Origin of the sequence: Pseudoalteromonas sp. DL-6 (assembly GCF_004328665.1) — a bacterium.
Classification (GTDB): Bacteria; Pseudomonadota; Gammaproteobacteria; order Enterobacterales; family Alteromonadaceae; genus Pseudoalteromonas.
The window spans coordinates 519,687-541,521 of sequence record NZ_CP019770.1; the positions used below are offsets into that span (position 1 = coordinate 519,687).

Annotated in this window: 22 protein-coding genes; 20 read left to right on the top strand and 2 right to left on the bottom strand. The window is 36.7% G+C overall.

From position 1 onward, the window contains the following. Window positions 1–11 precede the first annotated feature (11 nt). The 20 genes from B1F84_RS02385 to galU all read left to right on the top strand — a co-directional run bounded on the left by B1F84_RS02385 (window position 12) and on the right by galU (window position 19,678). Window positions 12–1,166: a LegC family aminotransferase gene (locus B1F84_RS02385; protein ID WP_131690467.1), complete on the top strand. Its 1,155-nt coding sequence runs from the start codon at window positions 12–14 to the stop codon at window positions 1,164–1,166. Further along, the gene (gene neuC, locus B1F84_RS02390) at window positions 1,166–2,320 is read left to right on the top strand and encodes a UDP-N-acetylglucosamine 2-epimerase (RefSeq protein ID WP_131690468.1); all 1,155 of its coding nucleotides are present in this window, start codon (window positions 1,166–1,168) and stop codon (window positions 2,318–2,320) included. Before B1F84_RS02385 ends, neuC begins: the two co-directional genes overlap by 1 nt. Before the next feature lie 8 nt (window positions 2,321–2,328). After that, window positions 2,329–3,402 carry an N-acetylneuraminate synthase gene (neuB, locus tag B1F84_RS02395; RefSeq protein WP_131690469.1) on the top strand — a complete coding sequence of 358 codons (1,074 nt, stop codon included), beginning with the start codon at window positions 2,329–2,331 and terminating at the stop codon, window positions 3,400–3,402. After that, window positions 3,392–4,042: a NeuD/PglB/VioB family sugar acetyltransferase gene (locus tag B1F84_RS02400; protein WP_240702010.1), complete on the top strand. Its 651-nt coding sequence runs from the start codon at window positions 3,392–3,394 to the stop codon at window positions 4,040–4,042. Before neuB ends, B1F84_RS02400 begins: the two co-directional genes overlap by 11 nt. After that, window positions 4,039–5,097, top strand: a complete 1,059-nt coding sequence (locus tag B1F84_RS02405; RefSeq protein WP_131690470.1) for a nucleotidyltransferase family protein — start codon at window positions 4,039–4,041, stop codon at window positions 5,095–5,097. The genes B1F84_RS02400 and B1F84_RS02405 overlap by 4 nt, the downstream gene beginning before the upstream one ends. Further along, entirely contained in the window at window positions 5,097–5,804 is a 708-nt protein-coding gene (locus B1F84_RS02410; RefSeq protein ID WP_131690471.1) for an acylneuraminate cytidylyltransferase family protein, read from the top strand. Before B1F84_RS02405 ends, B1F84_RS02410 begins: the two co-directional genes overlap by 1 nt. Then, entirely contained in the window at window positions 5,797–6,759 is a 963-nt protein-coding gene (locus B1F84_RS02415; protein ID WP_131690472.1) for a Gfo/Idh/MocA family oxidoreductase, read from the top strand. The genes B1F84_RS02410 and B1F84_RS02415 overlap by 8 nt, the downstream gene beginning before the upstream one ends. A 12-nt stretch (window positions 6,760–6,771) precedes the next feature. Further along, the gene (locus B1F84_RS02420; RefSeq protein ID WP_131690473.1) at window positions 6,772–7,713 is read left to right on the top strand and encodes a Gfo/Idh/MocA family oxidoreductase; all 942 of its coding nucleotides are present in this window, start codon (window positions 6,772–6,774) and stop codon (window positions 7,711–7,713) included. Between the two features lie 8 nt (window positions 7,714–7,721). Then, a complete protein-coding gene (locus B1F84_RS02425; protein ID WP_131690474.1) occupies window positions 7,722–8,414 on the top strand; it encodes a hypothetical protein in 693 nt (230 codons plus the stop codon). Next, entirely contained in the window at window positions 8,404–9,600 is a 1,197-nt protein-coding gene (locus tag B1F84_RS02430; RefSeq protein WP_131690475.1) for an oligosaccharide flippase family protein, read from the top strand. The genes B1F84_RS02425 and B1F84_RS02430 overlap by 11 nt, the downstream gene beginning before the upstream one ends. A 24-nt stretch (window positions 9,601–9,624) precedes the next feature. Beyond that, the gene (locus B1F84_RS02435; protein WP_131690476.1) at window positions 9,625–10,611 is read left to right on the top strand and encodes a glycosyltransferase family 52; all 987 of its coding nucleotides are present in this window, start codon (window positions 9,625–9,627) and stop codon (window positions 10,609–10,611) included. A 58-nt stretch (window positions 10,612–10,669) separates the two neighbouring features. Next, window positions 10,670–11,707 carry an EpsG family protein gene (locus B1F84_RS02440; RefSeq protein ID WP_131690477.1) on the top strand — a complete coding sequence of 346 codons (1,038 nt, stop codon included), beginning with the start codon at window positions 10,670–10,672 and terminating at the stop codon, window positions 11,705–11,707. A gap of 3 nt (window positions 11,708–11,710) precedes the next feature. After that, complete coding sequence (locus B1F84_RS02445) at window positions 11,711–12,466, top strand: glycosyltransferase (RefSeq protein ID WP_131690478.1); 756 nt, start codon at window positions 11,711–11,713, stop codon at window positions 12,464–12,466. A gap of 36 nt (window positions 12,467–12,502) precedes the next feature. Beyond that, window positions 12,503–13,627 carry a glycosyltransferase family 4 protein gene (locus tag B1F84_RS02450; RefSeq protein WP_131690479.1) on the top strand — a complete coding sequence of 375 codons (1,125 nt, stop codon included), beginning with the start codon at window positions 12,503–12,505 and terminating at the stop codon, window positions 13,625–13,627. Beyond that, a complete protein-coding gene (locus tag B1F84_RS02455; protein ID WP_276319962.1) occupies window positions 13,623–14,216 on the top strand; it encodes a sugar transferase in 594 nt (197 codons plus the stop codon). The genes B1F84_RS02450 and B1F84_RS02455 overlap by 5 nt, the downstream gene beginning before the upstream one ends. Further along, window positions 14,213–14,563, top strand: coding sequence for a hypothetical protein (locus B1F84_RS02460; protein ID WP_131690481.1), 351 nt, complete (start codon window positions 14,213–14,215; stop codon window positions 14,561–14,563). Before B1F84_RS02455 ends, B1F84_RS02460 begins: the two co-directional genes overlap by 4 nt. After that, window positions 14,563–15,333, top strand: coding sequence for a formyltransferase family protein (locus B1F84_RS02465; RefSeq protein WP_205988836.1), 771 nt, complete (start codon window positions 14,563–14,565; stop codon window positions 15,331–15,333). The genes B1F84_RS02460 and B1F84_RS02465 overlap by 1 nt, the downstream gene beginning before the upstream one ends. Continuing rightward, entirely contained in the window at window positions 15,333–16,508 is a 1,176-nt protein-coding gene (locus tag B1F84_RS02470; RefSeq protein ID WP_131690482.1) for a DegT/DnrJ/EryC1/StrS aminotransferase family protein, read from the top strand. Before B1F84_RS02465 ends, B1F84_RS02470 begins: the two co-directional genes overlap by 1 nt. Before the next feature lie 183 nt (window positions 16,509–16,691). Then, on the top strand, window positions 16,692–18,668 hold the full coding sequence (locus tag B1F84_RS02475; RefSeq protein ID WP_131690483.1) for a nucleoside-diphosphate sugar epimerase/dehydratase: 1,977 nt from the start codon (window positions 16,692–16,694) through the stop codon (window positions 18,666–18,668). Between the two features lie 125 nt (window positions 18,669–18,793). Further along, window positions 18,794–19,678, top strand: a complete 885-nt coding sequence (gene galU, locus B1F84_RS02480) for a UTP--glucose-1-phosphate uridylyltransferase GalU (protein ID WP_131690484.1) — start codon at window positions 18,794–18,796, stop codon at window positions 19,676–19,678. Between the two features lie 386 nt (window positions 19,679–20,064). Here the strand turns inward: galU and B1F84_RS02485 are convergent, their stop codons facing one another. Then, the gene (locus B1F84_RS02485) at window positions 20,065–21,318 is read right to left on the bottom strand and encodes a type II toxin-antitoxin system HipA family toxin (protein WP_346427238.1); all 1,254 of its coding nucleotides are present in this window, start codon (window positions 21,316–21,318) and stop codon (window positions 20,065–20,067) included. Next, window positions 21,302–21,640, bottom strand: coding sequence for a helix-turn-helix transcriptional regulator (locus tag B1F84_RS02490; RefSeq protein WP_008110891.1), 339 nt, complete (start codon window positions 21,638–21,640; stop codon window positions 21,302–21,304). Before B1F84_RS02490 ends, B1F84_RS02485 begins: the two co-directional genes overlap by 17 nt. Window positions 21,641–21,835: the final 195 nt, after the last annotated feature.

Genomic DNA, 21,835 nt, shown 5'->3' on the forward strand with positions numbered 1-21,835 from the left:
GCAGATATATCATGACTAAACAGCTTGTTTCATTTGTAAAAGATCTCTACCAAACTAACGAGTTTATTCCTCTGCATGCACCTACTTTTTCAGGGAATGAACAACAATATGTATCCGAAACTATAAGCAGCACATTTGTTTCCAGTGTTGGTAAGTTTGTAGATAACTTCGAAACGCACATAGAAAATTACACCGGCACTGCAAAAGCAGTAGCGACTGTAAATGGTACCGCAGCATTGCATGCAGCACTGTATATGGCTGGAGTAAAAAATAATGATATCGTTATTACTCAGGCACTTACTTTTGTAGCAACCTGTAATGCTTTACATCACATGGGGGCTGAACCTGCGTTTGTCGATGTATCACCCGTTAGCTTGGGTTTATGCCCTAAAGCATTGTCTGCATTTTTAGAGCAACATGCGGTATTAACCGAATCGGGACCGATACATAAAAAAACAAAACAGCGCTTTCAGGCAGTAGTGCCAATGCATACATTTGGGCATCCTGTTGAGCTTGATGAACTAATCAGTGTGTGCAATGAGTGGCAGATTGCTTTAGTCGAAGATGCAGCAGAAAGCCTTGGCTCATTTTATAAAGGTAAGCATACAGGTACGTTAGGTGATTTTGGCGCAATTAGCTTTAATGGTAATAAAATTATTACCACCGGTGGTGGCGGCATGGTTTTATGCAAAACCTTAACCACGGGACAGCATACAAAGCATATAACCACTACAGCTAAGGTTCCTCATCCGTATGAGTTCTTTCATGATGAAGCGGGCTTTAATTATCGTATGCCTAATCTAAATGCAGCACTTGGTTGTGCGCAAATGGAAAGCCTTGCCGCATTTATCGACAATAAACGTCATCTCGCCAGCCTATATTTAGACTTTTTTAAAGGCTCTGACTTTCAATTTGTAACTGAGCCTAGTTATGCAAAATCAAACTATTGGTTAAATGCAATTATTTGCCCAAACCCCAGTGAGCGTGAAAAGCTACTAAAGCAGACTAATGCTGATGGTGTAATGACTCGACCAATATGGCAATTAATGCATCGACTACCTATGTTCAAAAAGGCAATGCGAGGCGATTTAAGCCATTCAGAGTTTATTGAAGCTCACTTAGTTAACATACCAAGCTCTCCAGTTAAAAGTTTAGGCAAGTTATAATGACAAAGAAAATAGCTGTATTTACAGGGACTCGTGCAGAGTATGGACTGCTGTACTGGCTTATAAAAGATATTCAAAGTGATCCAGAGCTTACATTACAGCTATTAGTTTCAGGTATGCATTTATCATCTGAGTTTGGTGAAACCTACAAACAAATAGAGCAAGATGGTTTTAGCATAGATGAAAAAATAGAAATTTTACTTTCATCAGATACTGCCGTCGGTACCGCTAAAAGTATGGGGCTTGGTGTGCTTGGTTTTGCTGACGCGCTAAGTAGATTAAAGCCAGATGCGCTGGTCATTTTAGGTGACCGCTTTGAAGCACTTGCGGCCGCTCAAACCGCAATGATATTACGCATACCTATTTTGCATCTGCACGGAGGCGAAATCACCGAAGGGGCGTATGATGACGCTATTCGACATGCTATTACTAAACTTAGCTATTTACACGGAACGTCCACTGAAGAATATCGCCAACGTGTTATCCAGTTAGGTGAGATGCCTGGGCGAGTTAAAAATATAGGTGCAATTGGCCTAGATCACTTAGCACGTAGTGACTTTATGAGTGTTAATGAAATTGGCAACTCATTAAACTTTAATTTAAAGCAGCCTTACTTTCTTGTTACCTATCATCCAGTAACGTTAGGTGAAGAGCCACCAGAGCAAAGCTTTACCGCATTACTCGATGCATTAGATGAGTTTAAAGATCATCAAGTTATTTTAACCTACCCCAATGCAGACGATGGTGGGCGCCGAATAATTCCCATACTTGAAGACTATGCTAAACAGCACCCTAATAGAGTATGTGCAATACCGTCATTGGGACAAAAGCGCTATTTGAGCACGATAAAAAATGCCGCTGTTGTTATTGGTAATTCATCAAGTGGTATCATTGAAGTCCCCGCATTTAACGTGCCTACAGTCAATATAGGCGTACGGCAAAAAGGCCGTTTAGCAGCTAAAAGTGTACTTAACTGTATAGCAACACAAGTCGCTATTTCAGCAGCAATAAAATCGGCTGTTACAGGTAGCTATAAAGCTCCAGGCGAAACAATTATTAATCCATACGGCGCCGGCAATGCAAGTGCTCAAGCAATTCAAATGCTCAAATCTTTAGAGTTTGAGCCGAGCAAATCTTTTTACGATTTAAAGTGAGAACCTCTATGACATTAATTATAGCTGAAGCTGGTGTTAACCATAATGGTAGTGACGACTTAGCGTTTTCTCTTGTTGATGCTGCGCATCAAGCAGGAGCCAATATAGTTAAATTCCAAACATTTAAAGCTAAAAATTTAGTTACTGAAGATGCGCAACAAGCAGAGTATCAAGTCACTAATAGTGGTCAAAAAGAGTCTCAGTATTCAATGCTAAAGCGATTAGAGTTGAGCTACGAAACGCACCATAAGTTAGTGAAATATTGTAATGAGTTAGGTATTGAATTTTTATCTACCGCATTTGACTCAGAAAGCCTTTCATTTTTAGTTGATGATTTAGGAATAACGCGCCTAAAACTACCATCGGGTGAAATTACTAACGCGCCATTAGTACTAGAACACGCAAGAACAGGTTGTGATCTAATCGTATCAACAGGTATGGCGACGCTTTCTGAAATAGAGCAGGTATTATCAGTAATTGCTTTTGGTTATATAAACCCAGAAGGCAATGCAACAGAAGAAGCATTACAAACAGCGTATTTTTCAGAGCAAGGCAAGCAATTATTAAAAGACAAAGTAACACTTTTACATTGCACAACCGAATACCCAGCGCCATTTAATGATATAAATTTAAATGCCATGGACACCATGAAAGACGCGTTTAAGCTCGAAGTGGGTTACTCCGATCATAGTGCCGGAATAGTCGTGCCTATTGCTGCAGTAGCTAAAGGTGCTGTGTTAATTGAAAAACATTTTACTGTTGATAAAGGATTGCCAGGGCCAGATCACAAAGCGTCTCTTGATCCAATAGAATTAAAAGAAATGGTTGATGGCATTCGTATTGTAGAAAAAATATTAGGTGATGGCATTAAAGGGCCTAGACCTTCAGAAGTTAAAAATAAAGCCGTGGCTCGTAAAAGTTTAGTTGCAGCACAAGCAATTAAACAAGGAGAGATGTTCACTGCAGATAATTTAGCGGTAAAACGCCCTGGAGGCGGTATTGCCCCCATTAACTTTTGGACATTATTAGATACTCCTGCTACTAAAGATTACTCAGTTGGCCAATTGCTCGATGAAAAATAAGCCGCTTGTAATGATTGGCGGTGGTGGACATGCCGCCGCTTTGCTAGAAATACTATTACTACAAGGAAGAGATGTTATTGCTGTTGTCGCACCCGAAATAACAGCAGGCAAGGAACTATTTAAAGGCATTAAACACTTTAAAAATGATAACGCTATTTTAGATTTTTCTCCTAATGAGGTTGAGCTTGTAAACGGCATTGGGGCAATGCCTTATTCAGGCTTAAGAACCAAGATCCATTTAGAGTTTAAAAGCAAGTTTTATCAATTTGCTACAGTGATTGCAAACTCTGCTCATGTTTCTACAAATGCAGCCATTGCGCAGGGAGCACAAGTTTTAACAAATGCCACAATATGCATAGGAAGCAAAATTGGTTTTGGTACCATAATTAATACTTCTGCTAGCATAGATCATGACTGTGAAATAGCTGCATTTTGTCATATAGCACCCGGTGTAGTAATGAGCGGCCAAGTACATGTTAAAGAATCAGTGCATATTGGCACCGGTGCAAAAGTTATTAATAGTATTCAAATAGGTAAAAACACCATAATTGGTGTTGGCGCTAATGTTTTAAAAACACTCCCAGACTCCGCTATCGTCTATGGAGCCAGACCATACATAAAGCTGGAAGGTAAGGTATGACAACAAATTTTGAAAATCTTTTGATTTCTCCAGATGTCAAAATACGAGACGCGCTAAAAGTAATAGACAAACAAGCCATGCACGCTGCTTTAGTTGTTCTAGAGTGCAATAAGTTAATTGGTTTAGTAACCGATGGTGATATTCGACGAGGCTTAATTAACGGCATTGGCCTAGATGATGCTGTGACCGAAATAATGAACACGTCACCAACAAGTGCAACTTCTTCAATGTCTAATGAGGCCCTGAAGGTAATGATGCAAAAAAAGAAAATTTTGCTTCTACCTATTCTCGATGATAACGGCCGACTTGTTAATGTAAAAACATTACATGAAACACTGGAAATTGAAAAATGTGACAACCCCGTTTTTTTAATGGCTGGAGGCTTCGGCACTCGATTACGCCCTCTAACAGATAACTGCCCTAAGCCCATGCTTAAAGTGGGTGGCAAGCCAATGTTAGAAACATTAATTAATCATTTTAAAAGCCATGGTTTTTATAAGTTTTATATTTCAACGCATTATTTACCAGAAGTAATCATGAATTACTTTGGTGACGGTAGCCAACACGATATAGAAATTACATACGTTTATGAAGATACTCCTTTAGGCACAGGTGGCGCGCTTTCGTTATTACCAAAAACCCTGCCTAAGCTACCTCTTATTATGATTAATGGCGATATTCTTACAAACGTGGATTTTAGAAAAGTACTCGATTTTCATAATGCTAACCAAGCAGATGCGACCATGTGTGTGCGCGACTATGAAATTAAAGTGCCTTTTGGTGTCATTGAAGGTAAAGGCAATGAAATTTCAAATATTGTCGAAAAACCAACTTATCGCTACTTTGTAAACGCTGGTATATATGTCATTTCAAATAAAGTAATTGAGTCTTTATCAAGCAATGAGTATTTAGACATGCCAACATTATTTGAAAACTTAAAAGCGAGTGATGAGAAAACATTAAAATTTCCGATCCATGAATATTGGCTAGATGTTGGCCGTCATGATGACTTTAATCGTGCACAAATAGATATTCATGACCTTGGGGTGCTTTAATGAGCAATGAAAAAACTATTCTAGCAATTATACCTGCTAGGGGAGGAAGCAAACGCCTTCCAGGTAAAAATATCTTACCATTAGCAGGTAAGCCAATGATTAACTGGTCAATCGAAGCGGCAAAAAATGTACCTTCAATAGCGCGAGTAGTGGTAAGTACAGATTGCGAAACCATTGCCAATACGGCAAAGGCCGCTGGCGGAGAAGTCCCTTTTTTAAGACCTGCTAGCCTATCATCAGATACAAGTAGTAGTGTCGATGTAGTACGCCATACGCTCGAGTATTTTAAAGGTATAGGTGAAAATTTTGATTACGTGTTGCTACTGCAACCAACATCACCATTACGTACAGCAGCTCATATACAAGGTGCGATTGATTTACTAGCCACTAAAAAAGCTGATTCAGTGATATCTGTTTGTGAATGTGAGCACTCTCCATTGTGGACTAACACATTGGATGATTCATTATCTTTAGAAAATTTTATTCCTAAAAATGTAAATAATATGCGTAGCCAAGACTTACCACAATACTACAGATTAAATGGTGCAATTTATTTAACTAAAGTTGAGCAGTTGCTGCACGAGGGTGTTTTGATGTCAGGAAGTAGTGTTGCCTTTAAAATGGATAGCCATAGCTCTATAGATATCGACACCAAACTAGACTTTATGCTTGCTGAAGCAATACTACGAGATAAAACATATGAATAAAATACTTATTATAGGTGCTGGTCAACTAGGAAGCAGACACCTACAGGGCGCTTTGCAAAGTGCTTTACCATTAAATATTAGGGTTGTAGACCCGTCACAGGATTCTTTAAATATTGCACAGCAAAGAGCTGAACAAGTCTCTAAAGAAAACGAGCAAAGTACTGTGCAATATGCACAAAACTTACCTAAAAACGAGACTTTTGATATATGTATTATTGCAACCTCTGCACCTGTAAGAGCAAAGGTTACATACAACTTACTTGCCGAAAACAAAGTACATTGTATTATTTTTGAAAAAGTACTGTTCCAAGCAATTAATGAATATACCGAGATTGAAGCATTGCTTAAAAAGCATAATGTAACTGCTTGGGTTAATTGCCCTCGAAGGCTTTATCCTTCTTATCAGCAAATTAAAGCACTTGTAAACCCCAATGAAGTACTTTCAATGAAGGTGTCTGGTAGTGGTTGGGGAATGGCATGTAATAGTATTCACTTTATCGACTTATTTTCTTATTTATGTAACGAAGCAAACCTGCAAACGACCGAAAATAATCTTGATCTTGAATTACTAGAAAGTAAAAGAGCTGGTTTTTACGAGCTAACAGGTAAAGCAAGGTTTATGATTGGCGAGCATGCATTAGAGCTTGAATGCACAACTGCTGATGAAGTCGCAATACAAGTATCACTGGTGTCTGACTCTAAAACTATAAAAATCGACGAAGTTGCAGGCAGTATTAATGTCGTTGATAGTTCATCAGAACAACAACTTAAGCACCAGGTAAAGTATCAAAGTGAGTTAACTGGCTTAAATATTGATGCAATAATAAATACAAATACTTCTTTACTTACTCCTTTTAAAGAGTCGTGTTTACTACACACACCTATGATTGAGCTCTATTTAGAGCATATTAATAAAGTGCTAAATAAAAACTTATTAGCGTGTCCAATAACTTAAAAGGAGAATGAAATGATTTGGTTAGTTGGATCCGGCCCAATGTCGGTTGATTATGCAAAAATATTAGAAGCTCAAAATCGCGATTATCTCGTTATTGGCCGCGGTAAGGCTTCAGCAGAAGAGTTTACCAATAAAACGAGTAAAGAGGTTGTTCTAGGTGGCCTAGAAGCCTTTTTAAAAACAACAACAGAACGCCCTGAAGCAGCTATTGTTAGTGTAGGTGTAGCCCAACTTTATTCAACTACTTTAAAGCTAATTGAAAATGGGGTTAAGCGCATATTGGTTGAAAAACCAGGCGGAACCACATTAGCAGAACTTAACACCTTGCAACAGCAAAGTATTGAATACGGATGCGATGTTTTTATTGCGTATAATAGACGCTTTTTTGCTTCTGTTATCGCGCTAAGAGAAAAGCTAAAAGCTGAAGGTGGTGTAACATCCTTTAACTTTGAGCTAACAGAGTGGGCGCATGTTATAGAAAAACTCGATAAGCCAAAAGATGTTCTTAGTAAATGGTTTTTAGCTAATTCGACTCATGTAGCTGATCTTGCATTTTATTTAGGCGGTCAACCTAAGGAAATGGCTAGCTTTGTTACAGGCGGATTAAATTGGCACCCTACATCTTCAATCTTTTCTGGAGCTGGTGTTAGTGAATCTGGCGCGTTATTTAATTATACAGCCAACTGGGAGTCCGCCGGACGTTGGTGGGTTGAAGTATTAACTAAAGAAAATAGATACATATTAAAGCCAATGGAATCGTTATTAGTACAAAAAAGAGGCACCATTCCTCAGTTTAGTGTCGAAATAGATGATTCGTTAGATAAGGAGTTTAAACCAGGACTATACAAGCAATTAGTGATGTTCTTAAATGGAGAAGTAGCAAACCTTTGCACGTTAGAAGAGCAGTGCCAAATGTACTCTTTCTACAAAAAAATGGCTAATTATACAGAATGAAAAATTGTTTGATTATTACAGACTCACTTGGTTTAGCAAGGGCTGAGCCAGAGCTGGTGAGGGCTCACGAGGCGTGGACTCAAATTGTAATTAGCGATAACAGTTTGAGAGAAAAATTTAATTTCTATATTTACTCTCGCTTTGGATATACTAGTGAAGGGTTGAAAAATGAAATGGACACTTATTTAAAAGCTTATGAGCCTGACATAATTATTTTACAAGTAGGGTTAGTAGATTGTTACCCTCGTGCAATGAAGAAGGTAGAGCTTGCAATTATAAGGTTGTTACCAAGCTTCCTTCAAAGGCTAATTAGGAACCTAATAAGTAAACATTATAAAAAGCTAACAAAATGGAGAACGAACAGGTACGTAACTCCAAATGACTTTGCACAAAATCTATCTTTGTTTAGAAATAAGTTTGAAAATAGTGAGTTTTTGATTATACCTATAGCCCCTGCCCATAAATCTATCTGTGAGCGCAATTCAAAATTTGAAGAAAGTGTTAGTTTATTTAATTTAATTTTAAGTGATATTTTCCCTAACCAGTTTTGTAAAGATATTTATGAGAGTATGGACGGTGAAATATTCTTAAGTGATGGGCAGCATTTAAGTGTAAATGGAAATAAACAACTGGCGGAAAAAGTCACTAAGCTGCTTGATATTGTAAATTCTACAGAAAAAAAGAATAAAAATGCTCTCTAAACTAATTATTTATGGTGTTTTCCAAGGCTTGATAGTCGTTGTTAGTTTACTGACAATGATATATGTAACTAAACACGTAAGCCCAAGTGAATATGCTATCTACGGTGTTTTTTTATCTATTGCAGCCTTGTTCCAACCCTTGGCATCATTTTCATGCGAGAGGCTTGTCCAAGTAAAAAAACACAGCTTGAGTAATGATAAATATCAAGTTTTTATCGGAGAGCTAATAGCGTTAACTGCTATTAGCAGCTTTATAATAGCTTTTTTATGTTTTATTTATTTTAGTTTATTTTCAACGCAAGCAACGACACTTTTAATAGGTATTTTTGTTGCCTTTAGATCTTTAAAATCTTTTAAATTATTTGAATACAATATCGAAAATAGAACCATAAAATATGGTTTGGTTGGCTTATCCGTTAAAGTATTGGCTTTTATATTTATCTATGTCTTTTTTGAAGTTTATAGTGCAAATGCAAATTATTTAATTTTATCCATTTTTATTGCAGAAGTGTCGATTTCCCTACTGATAAACAATAACAGAGTTATACCTTTTCGCACTATCAATAAAGCTCAGTTCAAACCATTTTTAAAGTTTGGTCTTCCATTAGTAATTGCAACTATACCTGCTTGGATTGCTCATGACTCAGGTCGTGTTATCTTAGATCGATTTTCTTCTGCAGAAGCAGGAATTCTTACATTCGGTTTGCAGCTTGCTGGAGTATACATGCTTTTCAATAGTGCACTTGGTAATGCGGTGGTAAAAGATGTATATCTGGCATATGAGTCGCGCTCATTAGGTAAAGTGATATTGAAAATAACCTCACTTCAAGTTCTGGTTTCTATTTTATTTATGACTGTTTTTCACTACAGCGGTGATTTATTTTTAGATGAGAAGTTTATCTCAGTAAATGAGTGTTTTTATTATCTAGTTTTAGGTTTTTTGATACAGTCATTTTCTTTAGTTCCTGTTTATTTAGCTAGCTATGATGGTAAAACTAAGTTTGTCTTGAAAGCTAATGCTTTTGCAGCTCTAGCTTTTATCTTTTATGTATTATTATGCTTAGAGGCCATCACCGCAGTTACTATTGCTCAAGGTTTCCTATTTTCAATGCTAACCTACTCAACCGTATTGTGGTTCCAATACTTTAATTCAGCCTCAACTTTTACTTCAATCAATAAAAGTTGAGCTAATACTTGTAAGAATTTAAAAATGAAAAAAATTGTAATTGAAAATACATTGTATAGTTTATTCCTTTATATGATTATAAATAAGGGAGCCCAGGATACCTTTTTTGTTTTAAGTAATACAATAGACAAAAATGTGATTGATAAAATAGAAGTTCATAGTCAAGGTGTTTATATATATAGGAGTAAAGTGAGAGGTAACCTAGCTTATAAAATATACAGCTTGTATAAGGAACAGTTTAAATTACGATGCTTTTACAATAATTTTTTTAAAGGTAAAAAAATTATTGTATTTGGGAATGATGATTTATTGTTTTCGCATGTTTTTATAAAACACGGTTTTAATATCGTTGAGGATGGCTTAGGTAATTACGATATTGCACAAAAAAAGCAGTATACAATAAAAAAAACAATATTAAATTTAGCTACTTTGCAATTTAAGCGTTATAAACCTCTAGGCTTTGATAAAAAAGTAAAATCTATATACTTAACTGGTGCTCTCGATATCCCTAAAGATTTGGCTCCAAAAGTAAAATTAATAAACCCAAAGAAGCTTTGGGTGAATCTCACGGAAATACAAAGAAATAGCGTTTTAGATATTTTTGGTATTGATTCGAACTTTGTAAAAAGACTTGCCGATAGGAGTATTATTATCTTCACACAGTGTTTGAGTGAAGATGGTTTTATATCGGAAGAGGTGAAAGTAGATATATACAAAAGGCTATTATCAAACTACAAACTGGATGATGTTATAATTAAGACGCACCCTAGAGAAAGGACAAAATATAGAAATCTATTTCCAGAAGTGGAAGTTATTGACACCCCTTTCCCTGCAGAAATATTACCACTACTTGGAGTGAATTTTAAAAAAGTAGTTACACTATTTTCAGCCGCTGCTACAGGCTATCAGCAAAGTAGTGTGAAAATCGAGTTTTACGGTACTGAATTCGATTCTCGTTTAAAAGATAAGTTTGGAGTTATTAAGCTCAAGCCTTCTGAAGAGGAAGATTAAATGGCTTATAGTTATTTAGAGCCGTTGATATTGCTATTGGAACTAAGGCTTTTATAAAATGATAAATATCACTGTTTTTTTTAGTATGGTCTGTCTATTTGCGCATGCTAGTACTAAAAAAAGATATAACAAAACATATCTCCGTATCTTTGTTTTAATTTCTTTTTTATTTTTTTCATATTTGTTAGGCGTAAGAGATTTAACAATAGGAACAGATACAGAAAGGTATGCACGTTATTACTTAAGCGTCTCTGAGTTATCATTTTCAGAAACGCTTGATTTTGGGCGGTTTGAACCTCTTTTCTCTTTGTCTGTTTGGCTTTTTTCTTCTTTAGGCTTAAATTATGAACTCTACTTTACGGCTGTAGCTGCATTTGTTTTATACACTATTTACAAAGTAGCGGTATTTCTAACTAACTCTAAATTTTATGGCTTATTAGCTTTGGTTTTGTTCGCCTCTTGGCCTTTTTACTATAGCTTGAGTATAAATGTGCAGCGACAGGCAATTGCGTTTGGTTTTATGATGCTAAGTTTTATAGCTGCGGGAAGAAATAACAATTTCCTCAGTGTAATTTTTACTTTAATAAGTACTCAATTTCATATCGTAGGAATTATCTCTTTAATATTTGTAGTTGCTAATAAAGGGTGTATGACAGTAAGTCGCACTTTTTTAGTTTGGGTCTTATGTGTTTTAGTGAGCGTTCTTGATTTATCAAAAAACTTAATTTTAAGTAGTGGTTACAATAGGATTAATATTTATGAAGGCTTTGAGTCGGTTTATAGAACTGGTTTTAGGTTAGATTTCTTTTTGTTTAGCGTCATTCCGTTAGTAGTACATTTAGCATTAAAAAAACAAAGCTTACAGTTTTGTGTCAAAAGCAGATACGCTTTTTTACTTAAATCTTATATTTTATTAAACGCTATATATTTTATATTTGCATTTATGCCTTACAGCGATAGATATATAATAAACTCATGGATGTTAATACCTTTTTTTGTGTTGTTTATTATTATAAAATATAATTCATCGATATTAATTTTTTTACCGATGAGCGTTTTTGCTTCTTTATTTATTGTTAACTCTTTGGGGTTTTAATTAATGTTTTTCTCAGTTGTATTATGTGTTAATGAAAGAATTCCCTATTTAGACGCTGCACTAAAAAGTATTGTAGAGCAAAACTACAATAAAAAATTTGAATTTCTAATTATTGCCAATAACTGTACCGATGACTTATGGGATTATCTATCAGATAATTATAAAGAAGAGTACGTGCATTTGTATAGAACGGATATAGGTCAGTTAGCTTTTAACCTAAATTATGGCGCAAATTTAGCTCGTGGTGAATATATCGTCAGGATGGATGCTGACGACATATCGACATGTGATAGGCTTTCTAAAATGGAGCATTTTATAATTAATAACAAGTATCCTGATGTTATCGGAACATATGTTAATTATATTGATGACAAGGGGGATTTTATAAAGCACTGCTCAGTAACTCCGGATAATAAAAATATAAGAAAAAAATTACCCTTCAGAAACCAATTTGTACATCCCTCTGTATGTATTAAACGAAAGTCTTTGCTTTCTGTAGGTGGTTATCTGGGGGGGTTTCAATCAGAAGATTATGATCTTTGGTTAAGAATGTTACGAAATCGAAAGTTTGTTTTTAAAAATTGCCCAGAAGTCCTCTTGCAATATAGAATAACGGATGGTCAATCTAGAGGTAGACGACTGCCTTATTCCGAGGTTGCCTCGCATTTACTAAGAGAGTTTTTGCTCACAAGGAAGTTAAGGTTTTTATTTGGTACGATTGTTGGTATTGCTAAGGCTTTCATTTTACCAAGTAAGTAGTGTTTTTTTTAGTGCAAAACTTGATTAAGGGATATTGTGAAAAAACTTGTTTTTGTCGTATCAACTCCGATTACAGCTAGTAGCTTTCTACTAAATCATTTCACCAAACTTTCTGAAAGATACGATATTTATTTAATAGCGAATTTTTCTAAAGAAAGTATTATGAATAATAGCTTTGGTAAAGTTACTTTAATTGATGCCCCAATAGAAAGAAAAGTCTCAATTGGTAATGATTTGAAAGGGCTTTTTGCTCTGTGTAAGATATTTAAAGAGCATGATTTTCATATAGTGCATTCGATAACCCCTAAAGCAGGTTTGCTTGCTATGTTAGCCTCAACCTTTACAGGTAAAAAAAATAGATATCACACATTTACGGGGCAAGTGTGGGTAAACTACAAAGGTCTTAAGCGCCACTTTTTCAAAATATTAGATAAAATTATTGCAGCATGTGCAACTAAAGTTATGGTAGACAGCCCATCACAAAAAGATTTCTTAGTTAAAGAAAAAGTTGTTTCCCGTGATAACTCCTATGTTTTGGGTAATGGTTCAATATCTGGAGTAGATATAAATAAGTTCAATTCTTCAAGTGAATTGAAAACTAAAAACAGGATAAAGCTAGGTTTACTAAATTCTGATTTTGTATTTTTATTTTTAGGTAGAATAAATAAAGATAAGGGAATATTAGAGTTAGTTAAAGCTTTTAAGCAGTTATCGTTAGAGAAAAAGGGGGAGCAGCTGAAGCTTCTTTTGGTTGGTCCTGATGAAGAAGCAATACTACACGATATCAATGACGATAATATTATAAAGCAAGGCTTTACTAGTTCGCCAGAAAAGTATATGGCTTGTGCTGATGTGTTTTGCCTACCTAGTTATAGGGAAGGGTTTGGGAGTGTTATTATAGAGGCAGCATCAGCTGGAGTACCATGTATAGCTTCAAATATATATGGGATTACAGATGCAATTGATAATGGAGTTACAGGAATGTTACATCCAGTCAAAGATGAAGTTGCTATAATGAACTGCATGAAACTAATGATAGAAAATAAAGAGCTAAAAGAAAGTATGGGTAAAGCCGCAAGAACAAGAGCTGTTCAGTATTTTAGCCAAGATATAATAACAGATGCTTTAGATGAGTTTTACTTGGAGAATAGTCTTGATTAAACGTTTGGTTGATTTGGTTGTCTCTCTAAGTTCGCTTTTAGTCTTGTCACCACTAATTATTTTGGTTGCGGTGCTTATTCGTTTTAAATTAGGTGCACCTATACTCTTTACTCAAGACCGTCCTGGATTAAATGGTAAAGTTTTTAAAATGATGAAATTTAGAACTATGCTAGATGCTAAAGACAAGCTGAGTAATTTATTACCCGATGATCAGCGTATGACTAAATTCGGCTCTTTTTTACGCTCTACTAGTTTGGATGAGTTACCAGGTCTATTTAATGTATTAAAAGGCGATATGAGCCTAGTAGGGCCACGTCCTTTATTAGTTCAATATTTACCGCTATACAACACTGAGCAAGCCCGGCGGCATAACGTGCGTCCAGGAATTACCGGTTGGGCACAAGTAAATGGCCGTAATGCGATTAGCTGGGAGCAAAAATTTAAGTTGGATGTGTGGTACGTTGAGAACCAAAGCCTCATGCTCGATTTCAAAATATTATTATTAACTGTTAAAAAAGTGATTATCAGGGATGGAATTACTGGTCATGGTGAAGTGACTACCAAATTTTTTGAAGGTAATGACAAGTGAAAATGAAAGCGGAATTAGGTAAGTTGCTGTTTTATTTTGAAAGAGGTAGAAATAGCTACACTAAGTATATAGAGCATGGTTCAACATATTTATACGCAAGAATTTTAAAACATAATAATGATAGTATCATCGAGGTCTTATCTAAAGTTTATAGTTTTTGTCCTGATGAAATTCAGCAGGACATAGTAGAGCTTACATACCATATAGATGTATGGAGTTCTCATTGGCGTTGTTTAGAAAAAAAGCTAAATCCTCGTTTTAATGATCAATTTATTTTTCATAACACAGTTGGCTACCCAAAAAGAGCTGAAAGCAACATTGTAAACTATTACAGAGGGTTAGTTTAATGGATAAGATTAAAGTGCTATTTATGGGACGAAAGCCTGTAGCTGGTAATTCTTTAAGGTGGCTATTATCAAAAGAAAGTGTAGAAGTAGTAGGTGTTGTCACTGACTCTCATTTGCCGCAATCAGTATGTGCAGGCATAGCTAATAAGAGTGGGGTTCCTTTATTTAGTTTTGAAGAAGCGTTAGCCAAGACAAACTCTGGTGAGCTGGTATTTGATCTAGGTTTGTCCATGTTATTTTGGAGAAAATTAAAAGAGGGATTAATCCATTCACCTAAACTAAAAACCATTAACTTTCACCCAGCACCTTTACCAGAATATAAAGGTACAGCTGGATATAATCTTGCCATTTTGGATGGGCTGGATGAGTGGTCTATGACTGCGCATTATGTAGATGAAGAAATTGATACCGGTGAAATAATCGAACTCCAGCGTTTTTCTATTTGCAAAGATACAGAGACAGCTCAATCCTTGGAAAAGATTTCTCAAGAATACTTGTTCAAATTATTTGTAAATGTTGTTGAGAGAGTATTAGAAACAAAAGGTATTTTACCAACAACTCCGAACCATGGTGGCAGGTATATTTCTAGAGCAGATATGGAGTCGATGAAAGAGATAAAAGAAGGTGACGATATATCCAGAAAGATTAGAGCATTTTGGTTTCCTCCTTATGATGGTGCGTATATAACTATTGGTGGTAATAAGTTTACCTTGGTTGATGAATATATTTTGAATAGTTTAGCTGATTCGTCAGTTAGTAGGGTTTTTTAATGTTAAACACTTCTTTTTCACCTTGGCCTAGCTTTACACAGCAAGAAGCCAATGCCGTAAGCCGTGTTGTTTTATCAAATAAAGTTAATTATTGGACAGGTACTGAAGGCCGCGAATTCGAAAAAGAATTTGCTGCTTGGGCTGATAGTGAGTACGCAGTTGCCTTAGGTAACGGTACACTCGCACTTGACATAGCCTTAAAGGCATTAGGTGTAGGTGCTGGTGATGAAGTTATAACTACACCCCGTACCTTTTTAGCCTCTGCTTCAAGCATTGTTACTGCAGGTGCTGCACCTATTTTTGCCGATGTTGACTTAAATAGTCAAGCAATTACTGCTGAATCTATTAAAGCAGTGCTTACCCCTAAAACCAAAGCTGTTATTGTGGTGCATTTAGCAGGTATGCCAGCTGAAATGGATGATGTAATGGCATTGAGTAAAGAGCATGGCTTTTATGTAATAGAAGATTGTGCCCAAGCGCATGGTGCTAAATACAAAGGCCGCTCAGTGGGGAGCATTGGCCATATTGGTGCGTGGAGCTTCTGTCAAGACAAAATTATGACCACTGGCGGTGAGGGCGGCATGGTCACCACCAACTCTAAAGAGCTATGGTCTACTATGTGGAGCTATAAAGATCATGGAAAAAGCTTTGACGCGATATATAATCGAGAGCATCCACCGGGATTTAGATGGTATCATGATAGTTTTGGTACTAACTGGCGTATGACCGAAATGCAAGCCGTACTTGGCCGAATTCAATTAACTCGTATGACTGACTGGACCGCAAAACGCAAAGCGTATGGTGTTAAATTAGATAAAGCTGCAGGTGAGTTTGACTGTATGCGTTTAGTTGCAGTTCCTGACTATATTAAGCATGCGGAATATAAACACTATATGTTTGTAAAACCTGAATACTTAGCACAAGGATGGAGTCGTGACCGTATAGTTACCGAAATCAATGAACGCGGTGTACCATGCTTTCAGGGGAGTTGTTCAGAGGTTTATCTAGAAAAGGCATTTGATAATACTCCATGGAGACCCGAAAAACGTTTACCTAATGCGGTCGAACTAGGCGAAACATCATTGATGTTTTTAGTGCATCCGACACTTACTGAAGCTGAAATAACTAAAACAACACAAGTGATGAAAGAAGTATTTGCATTAGCTTCTAAGTGATTTATTCAACAATAGGTTCAGAGAATCTTCGCTTTAGAAAAGTGAAAGGTAATAGTTAAATATTATATTGTTTAATAAGCCCATTTACTTTTTTGTTAAATAGCAAATCGCTAAAGCCAATATCGAAGAACCTAGAACCTAGAACCTAGAACCTAGAATCTAGAACACTAAAAGGAACGTGTTATGGATAGTTTTATCCGCTCAATTATTAATGCCCCGCGTGCTAAAAAGCGTGTTATTACGCTTTTTATAGACTCACTTTTCATAGCCGCCGCTTTTTGGTTAGCGTTAATAGTAAGGCTAGATAGCATTGAACCACTAAAAGACATGGATAACTGGTTGTTGTTAGCAATGTTAATACCTGTAAGCTTGTTGACATTTATTAATTTAGGCTTATACCGAGCTGTACTTAGATATATGAACTCACAGGCTTTATGGGCAATTATATTAGGCACATTAATAACGACTGTAAGCTTAGTGTTGCTGGCTTTTTTTACTGGTGTAAACATACCTAGAACTATGCCGTTTATATTTGCTTGGTTATGTTTGCTCACAGTAGGTGGTTCACGGATTTTAGTGAGGGCCATTATAGCTAAACTTATGACCAACAATAAAGAGTCAGTCATTATATATGGAGCAGGATCGGCAGGCCGGCAGCTAGCTACTGGCTTAAATGCAGGCCCTGAGTATTTTGTAAGTGCTTTTATAGATGATGATACTGCCAAACATGGCTCTATTGTACAAGGTATCCCTGTAATTGCTTTTAGAGACGTTCAGGAATTAATTGAGAAACGTAATGCCACCAAGGTTCTCTTAGCTATGCCTAGTGTCTCTAGAGCAAGGCGAAAAGAAGTATTAGCCCAATTAGAGCCGCTTTCTATTAAAGTGCTGTCTATTCCTGGTATGGCTGATGTAGTTGAAGGTAAGGCTAAGCTTTCTGAATTTAGAGATGTTGAAATAGAAGATTTACTCGGCCGCGATCCTGTAACTCCAAAAGCCGATTTAATGACTGCTAATATTACTAATAAAGTAGTTATGGTTACTGGTGCTGGGGGCTCTATAGGCTCTGAATTATGCCGACAAATTATTAAACAAAATCCCGTAAAAATAATTTTATTTGAACGCAGTGAAATTGCATTATATTCAATAGAAAAAGAATTGTGTGAATATGTTGCTGATAATCAACTTTCAATAGATTTGGTACCTGTTATGGGTTCAGTGCAGCGTATTAACAGGCTTGAAACTGTGATGATGGCTTTTGGCGTTCAAACTGTTTACCACGCAGCTGCATACAAGCATGTACCTTTGGTTGAGCATAACGTAGTTGAAGGCGTGCGTAATAACGTATTCGGCACTTATTATGCTGCAAAAGCTGCAGTTAATGCAAAAGTTGACACCTTTGTATTAATTTCTACCGATAAAGCAGTGCGCCCTACCAATGTTATGGGGGCAACTAAGCGAATGGCTGAGCTTGTTTTACAGGGGTTAGCACAAGAGCAAGGCGCTAAACATAATACGCGTTTTTGTATGGTTCGTTTTGGTAATGTGCTTGGCTCAAGCGGTTCTGTAGTTCCGTTATTCAGGCGCCAAATAAAAGAGGGTGGCCCTATTACTTTAACTCACCCTGATATTACTCGCTTTTTTATGACTATACCTGAGGCCGCACAGCTTGTTATACAAGCAGGTGCTATGGGTAAGGGCGGTGATGTATTTGTACTCGATATGGGTGACTCGGTAAAAATTAAAGACTTAGCGACTAAAATGGTCAGGCTATCTGGCTTCGAAATTAAAAGTGAATCTAACCCGCATGGCGATATTGAAATACTTTGCACAGGGTTGCGCCCAGGTGAAAAACTCTTCGAAGAGCTATTAATAGGCGATAACGTAGGGCAAACAACTCATGAGCGTATTATGACTGCTAATGAAGTAATGTTACCGCTTAGTGAGCTTAATGTGTTTATAGATGAGCTAGATAAAGCATGTCACAACTTCGAGCATGAGAAAATTCGCCAGCTATTACTTGATGCACCTACCGGATTTAACCCTACAGATGGTATTTGTGATTTAGTATGGAATGCCAGACATGGAAATTCTAGAGAGCATAACATTGGCTGCAATATAGTTAACTTACCTAAAATTAGTAAAGGCGCTATTCTTTAGTAATTTATCAGCTAGTGATATTAAAACATTTATAATCCACTCTACTTTTAGCTAATTAAGGTTACATCTGTCTGATTATGCTATTTTAAACAAATTATATAATTTAATAAATTAAAGGACTACCTTTGAAAGCTGTAATACCTGTTGCCGGTTTAGGCACCCGTATGTTGCCAATGACTAAGGCAATCCCCAAAGAAATGCTCCCCTTGGTTGATAAACCGCTTATTCAATACATAGTAAATGAATGTGTAGCGGCGGGTATTAAAGAAATTGTGCTCGTGACACATAGCTCTAAAAATGCCATTGAAAACCATTTTGATACCAGTTTTGAGTTAGAAGCTACGTTAGAAAAACGCGTAAAACGTACCCTACTTGAAGAAGTACGCTCTATTTGCCCACCAGATGTAACCATTATGCATGTACGCCAAGGTGAGGCTAAAGGCTTAGGTCATGCTGTATTGTGCGCAAAGCCTATTGTAGGCGATGATGATTTTGTGGTGGTACTTCCTGATGTAATACTTGATGCTTATACCGCGAATCAAAAAACTGAAAACTTAGCGGCGATGATTGCGCGTTTTAACCAAACCCATGCCAGTCAAATTATGTTAGAGCCTGTTGCTATTGAAGATGTAAGTAAGTACGGCATTGCTGATATTAATGGTGTAGAGCTTGCTGCTGGTGAAAGTGCAGCAATTAAAAAAATGGTTGAAAAACCAGCCGCAGATGTTGCTCCTTCAAATTTAGCTGTTGTTGGTCGTTATGTTTTAAGTAAAAATATTTGGCCGTTACTTGCTAAAACACATGTTGGAGCCGGTGGCGAAATACAGCTGACGGATGCTATAGACTCATTACTTGCTATTGATACTGTAGAAGCGTTTCATATGAGCGGCCGTTCCCATGACTGTGGCGACAAACTTGGTTACTTAAAAGCAATAGTTGAATATAGCATGCGCGATAAAAGCTTAGGCGATGAGTTTACTGAGCATATGAAAAAGTTGGTTAAAGGGTAACGGGCGACGGGAATCGGGTAACGAGCTACGAGCGACGGGGTATGGGCATAGAGCAACGGGCCTAGAACCTCGAATTAACCAGTTGGGCTAATGGTTTTATTTTCTCATTTACTCCTCATTCACTTCTCTTTGTGAATAGGATCTTAAAATATTTATGCACAAAGAGTTTAAGAGACGCTGCGCTTTTAGAGGAAGTTACGGGCTGCGAGCTTCGGATTATCGGCATCGGGTAATGAGCGACGAGTCTAGAACCTCAAGCCTAGAACCTAAAATCGACGCGGGGTGAACCCGCTGCTACAGGTATAAAAAAGCCTTGCGATATTAGCCGCAAGGTTTTTAAATACCTCGAACCTCGAACCTCGAACCTCGAACCTCGAACCTAATCCCTAGAACCTAAAATCTTCATGAAGGCGTTGCCAATGAGTTTTAAGTTGTTGTTTATGTGCTTTACTCATTGGTAAATTCTTAATCGCATCTGGCCATTGTGTACGCGCTTTATTAATTACATCATCTAAATGAGGTTTTATAGCTCGCCAAGGAATGTCTGCTTTTTTAGACCAGTATTCAAAATGTTTATAAGAGATATCGTACCATGCTTTTGTTTTCGCGAGGTTGAGTGCAAAATGTTGCTCATTTGCAATGTAAACACTGGTTGTAACTATATCATAAGCAGGTGATAGCCTTGGCGTTGTTTGGTCTGAATATAATAAACTCCAATTTTTTAGGTGAGCGTCACCATTAGCTAGCAGAATATTAGCAAGTAAACGTCTTGCTAGCTGTTGCACATCAGCGAGTCCATCCTCTGAAAACTGATATAAGATCCTTGCTATTTGCTCATAGTTTCCTGAATTGTATTTATCGTGTGGGTACTTAACGAGTACTTGTGCAAAATCTTCCATGTGAATTCGTTGATTGCTTTGCCTATCGAATCGCTTTATTGCAAACGCTAGTTTTTCATCAGGTAAATTAATTTGAGGTAAATTATCTAATTGTTCAATATTAACTAGTTTTATATCCGGAATATCCACACCTACCATTGACGCTAAAGTCATGGATGTAAACTCATTAGTAGGCACATCTTTATGTTTAGTTGAGGGGGTTTTTATGATCCAATCACCTAACACATTATCACGTGCTAAATTATATCGGCCGTCTTTTTCTTTCATAGAAAATTTCATTTGGACACCAGCCAAAGAAAATTTATTCTCTTGATTTAACTTGTCAAAATTCACCGCAGTTACTTGGCCATGACTATTAAATAGGCTAATTGGAACATCCTCAGGCTTCATTGGTTCAGCAACTAAAGCACCTGGTAAGTCCATTCCGAGGTACGAAAGGATGTGAAACTCATTATCTACATGAGTTTTAAGGCCTTGAGCTATTAGTTCGCGTAATGAACCTTCTGGTAGTAGGTTTGATAGTATGGGGTGAACGCGTTGGTTTGTTACCCAAGGTTCTGACATCATTTTTTCAGCTCGTGGGAAGTTTGGATGTGTAGTTAAGCTCAATGTTGGCCTCGTTTTATTTAAACGAAAGCTTTCATCGAAGTGGAATATGTTTAAGCCATTTTTACCCCCAGCAAGAAAGCCTACTACATGGCCATGTAGTGTTAACTTTAAAACATTAATTTCCATGTTCATCCTCATCCTCTAGTAATCCTTTCCATGGATCTTCAGATACAGTTATTTTTTGTAGGCTTTGATTAGGCTTTTGGTGTTCGGTTGGTATGTTGCCATCACTGTTTTTGAGGGCTGCTAATACCACACTCATTTTTTCTTTCGGTATTAACATTATTTCACTATTAAGCCCTTGAGCTACTAATGTTAGCGTATCTAATCTGGGATTGCCTTTTGCTTCAAGTCGCTGGTATTGTTGCCTAGAAATACCAATGCGCATGGGCATTTCATTTTGTTTTATTTTTAGAGCAAGACGACGGTTTTTTATTTGCTGTAGAAGGTTCATTTAAGGAAACTAATAAGTTGCTTTTTAAATTTATAGAAACATATTAGTTGCTATTGTTGTTTTTAGCAACTTAAGTATTGCTATTTTATACTGTACTCGGGTTGCGAGTTACGGGCGACGAGCTAAAACCCCTTAAACTTTAAATTAAGTCATATCTTCACTATAGTTTAAAATCACATAGAAATATTAAAACCA

Excerpts from the sequence above, each read along its gene's own strand:
- B1F84_RS02385 (WP_131690467.1), top strand. The coding sequence starts at position 12 with ATGACTAAACAGCTTGTTTCATTTGTAAAAGATCTCTACCAAACTAAC.
- neuC (WP_131690468.1), top strand. The coding sequence starts at position 1,166 with ATGACAAAGAAAATAGCTGTATTTACAGGGACTCGTGCAGAGTATGGA.
- neuB (WP_131690469.1), top strand. The coding sequence starts at position 2,329 with ATGACATTAATTATAGCTGAAGCTGGTGTTAACCATAATGGTAGTGAC.
- B1F84_RS02400 (WP_240702010.1), top strand. The coding sequence starts at position 3,392 with ATGAAAAATAAGCCGCTTGTAATGATTGGCGGTGGTGGACATGCCGCC.
- B1F84_RS02405 (WP_131690470.1), top strand. The coding sequence starts at position 4,039 with ATGACAACAAATTTTGAAAATCTTTTGATTTCTCCAGATGTCAAAATA.
- B1F84_RS02410 (WP_131690471.1), top strand. The coding sequence starts at position 5,097 with ATGAGCAATGAAAAAACTATTCTAGCAATTATACCTGCTAGGGGAGGA.
- B1F84_RS02415 (WP_131690472.1), top strand. The coding sequence starts at position 5,797 with ATGAATAAAATACTTATTATAGGTGCTGGTCAACTAGGAAGCAGACAC.
- B1F84_RS02420 (WP_131690473.1), top strand. The coding sequence starts at position 6,772 with ATGATTTGGTTAGTTGGATCCGGCCCAATGTCGGTTGATTATGCAAAA.
- B1F84_RS02430 (WP_131690475.1), top strand. The coding sequence starts at position 8,404 with ATGCTCTCTAAACTAATTATTTATGGTGTTTTCCAAGGCTTGATAGTC.
- B1F84_RS02435 (WP_131690476.1), top strand. The coding sequence starts at position 9,625 with ATGAAAAAAATTGTAATTGAAAATACATTGTATAGTTTATTCCTTTAT.
- B1F84_RS02440 (WP_131690477.1), top strand. The coding sequence starts at position 10,670 with ATGATAAATATCACTGTTTTTTTTAGTATGGTCTGTCTATTTGCGCAT.
- B1F84_RS02445 (WP_131690478.1), top strand. The coding sequence starts at position 11,711 with ATGTTTTTCTCAGTTGTATTATGTGTTAATGAAAGAATTCCCTATTTA.
- B1F84_RS02465 (WP_205988836.1), top strand. The coding sequence starts at position 14,563 with ATGGATAAGATTAAAGTGCTATTTATGGGACGAAAGCCTGTAGCTGGT.
- B1F84_RS02470 (WP_131690482.1), top strand. The coding sequence starts at position 15,333 with ATGTTAAACACTTCTTTTTCACCTTGGCCTAGCTTTACACAGCAAGAA.
- B1F84_RS02475 (WP_131690483.1), top strand. The coding sequence starts at position 16,692 with ATGGATAGTTTTATCCGCTCAATTATTAATGCCCCGCGTGCTAAAAAG.
- B1F84_RS02485 (WP_346427238.1), bottom strand. The coding sequence starts at position 21,318 with ATGAACATGGAAATTAATGTTTTAAAGTTAACACTACATGGCCATGTA.
- B1F84_RS02490 (WP_008110891.1), bottom strand. The coding sequence starts at position 21,640 with ATGAACCTTCTACAGCAAATAAAAAACCGTCGTCTTGCTCTAAAAATA.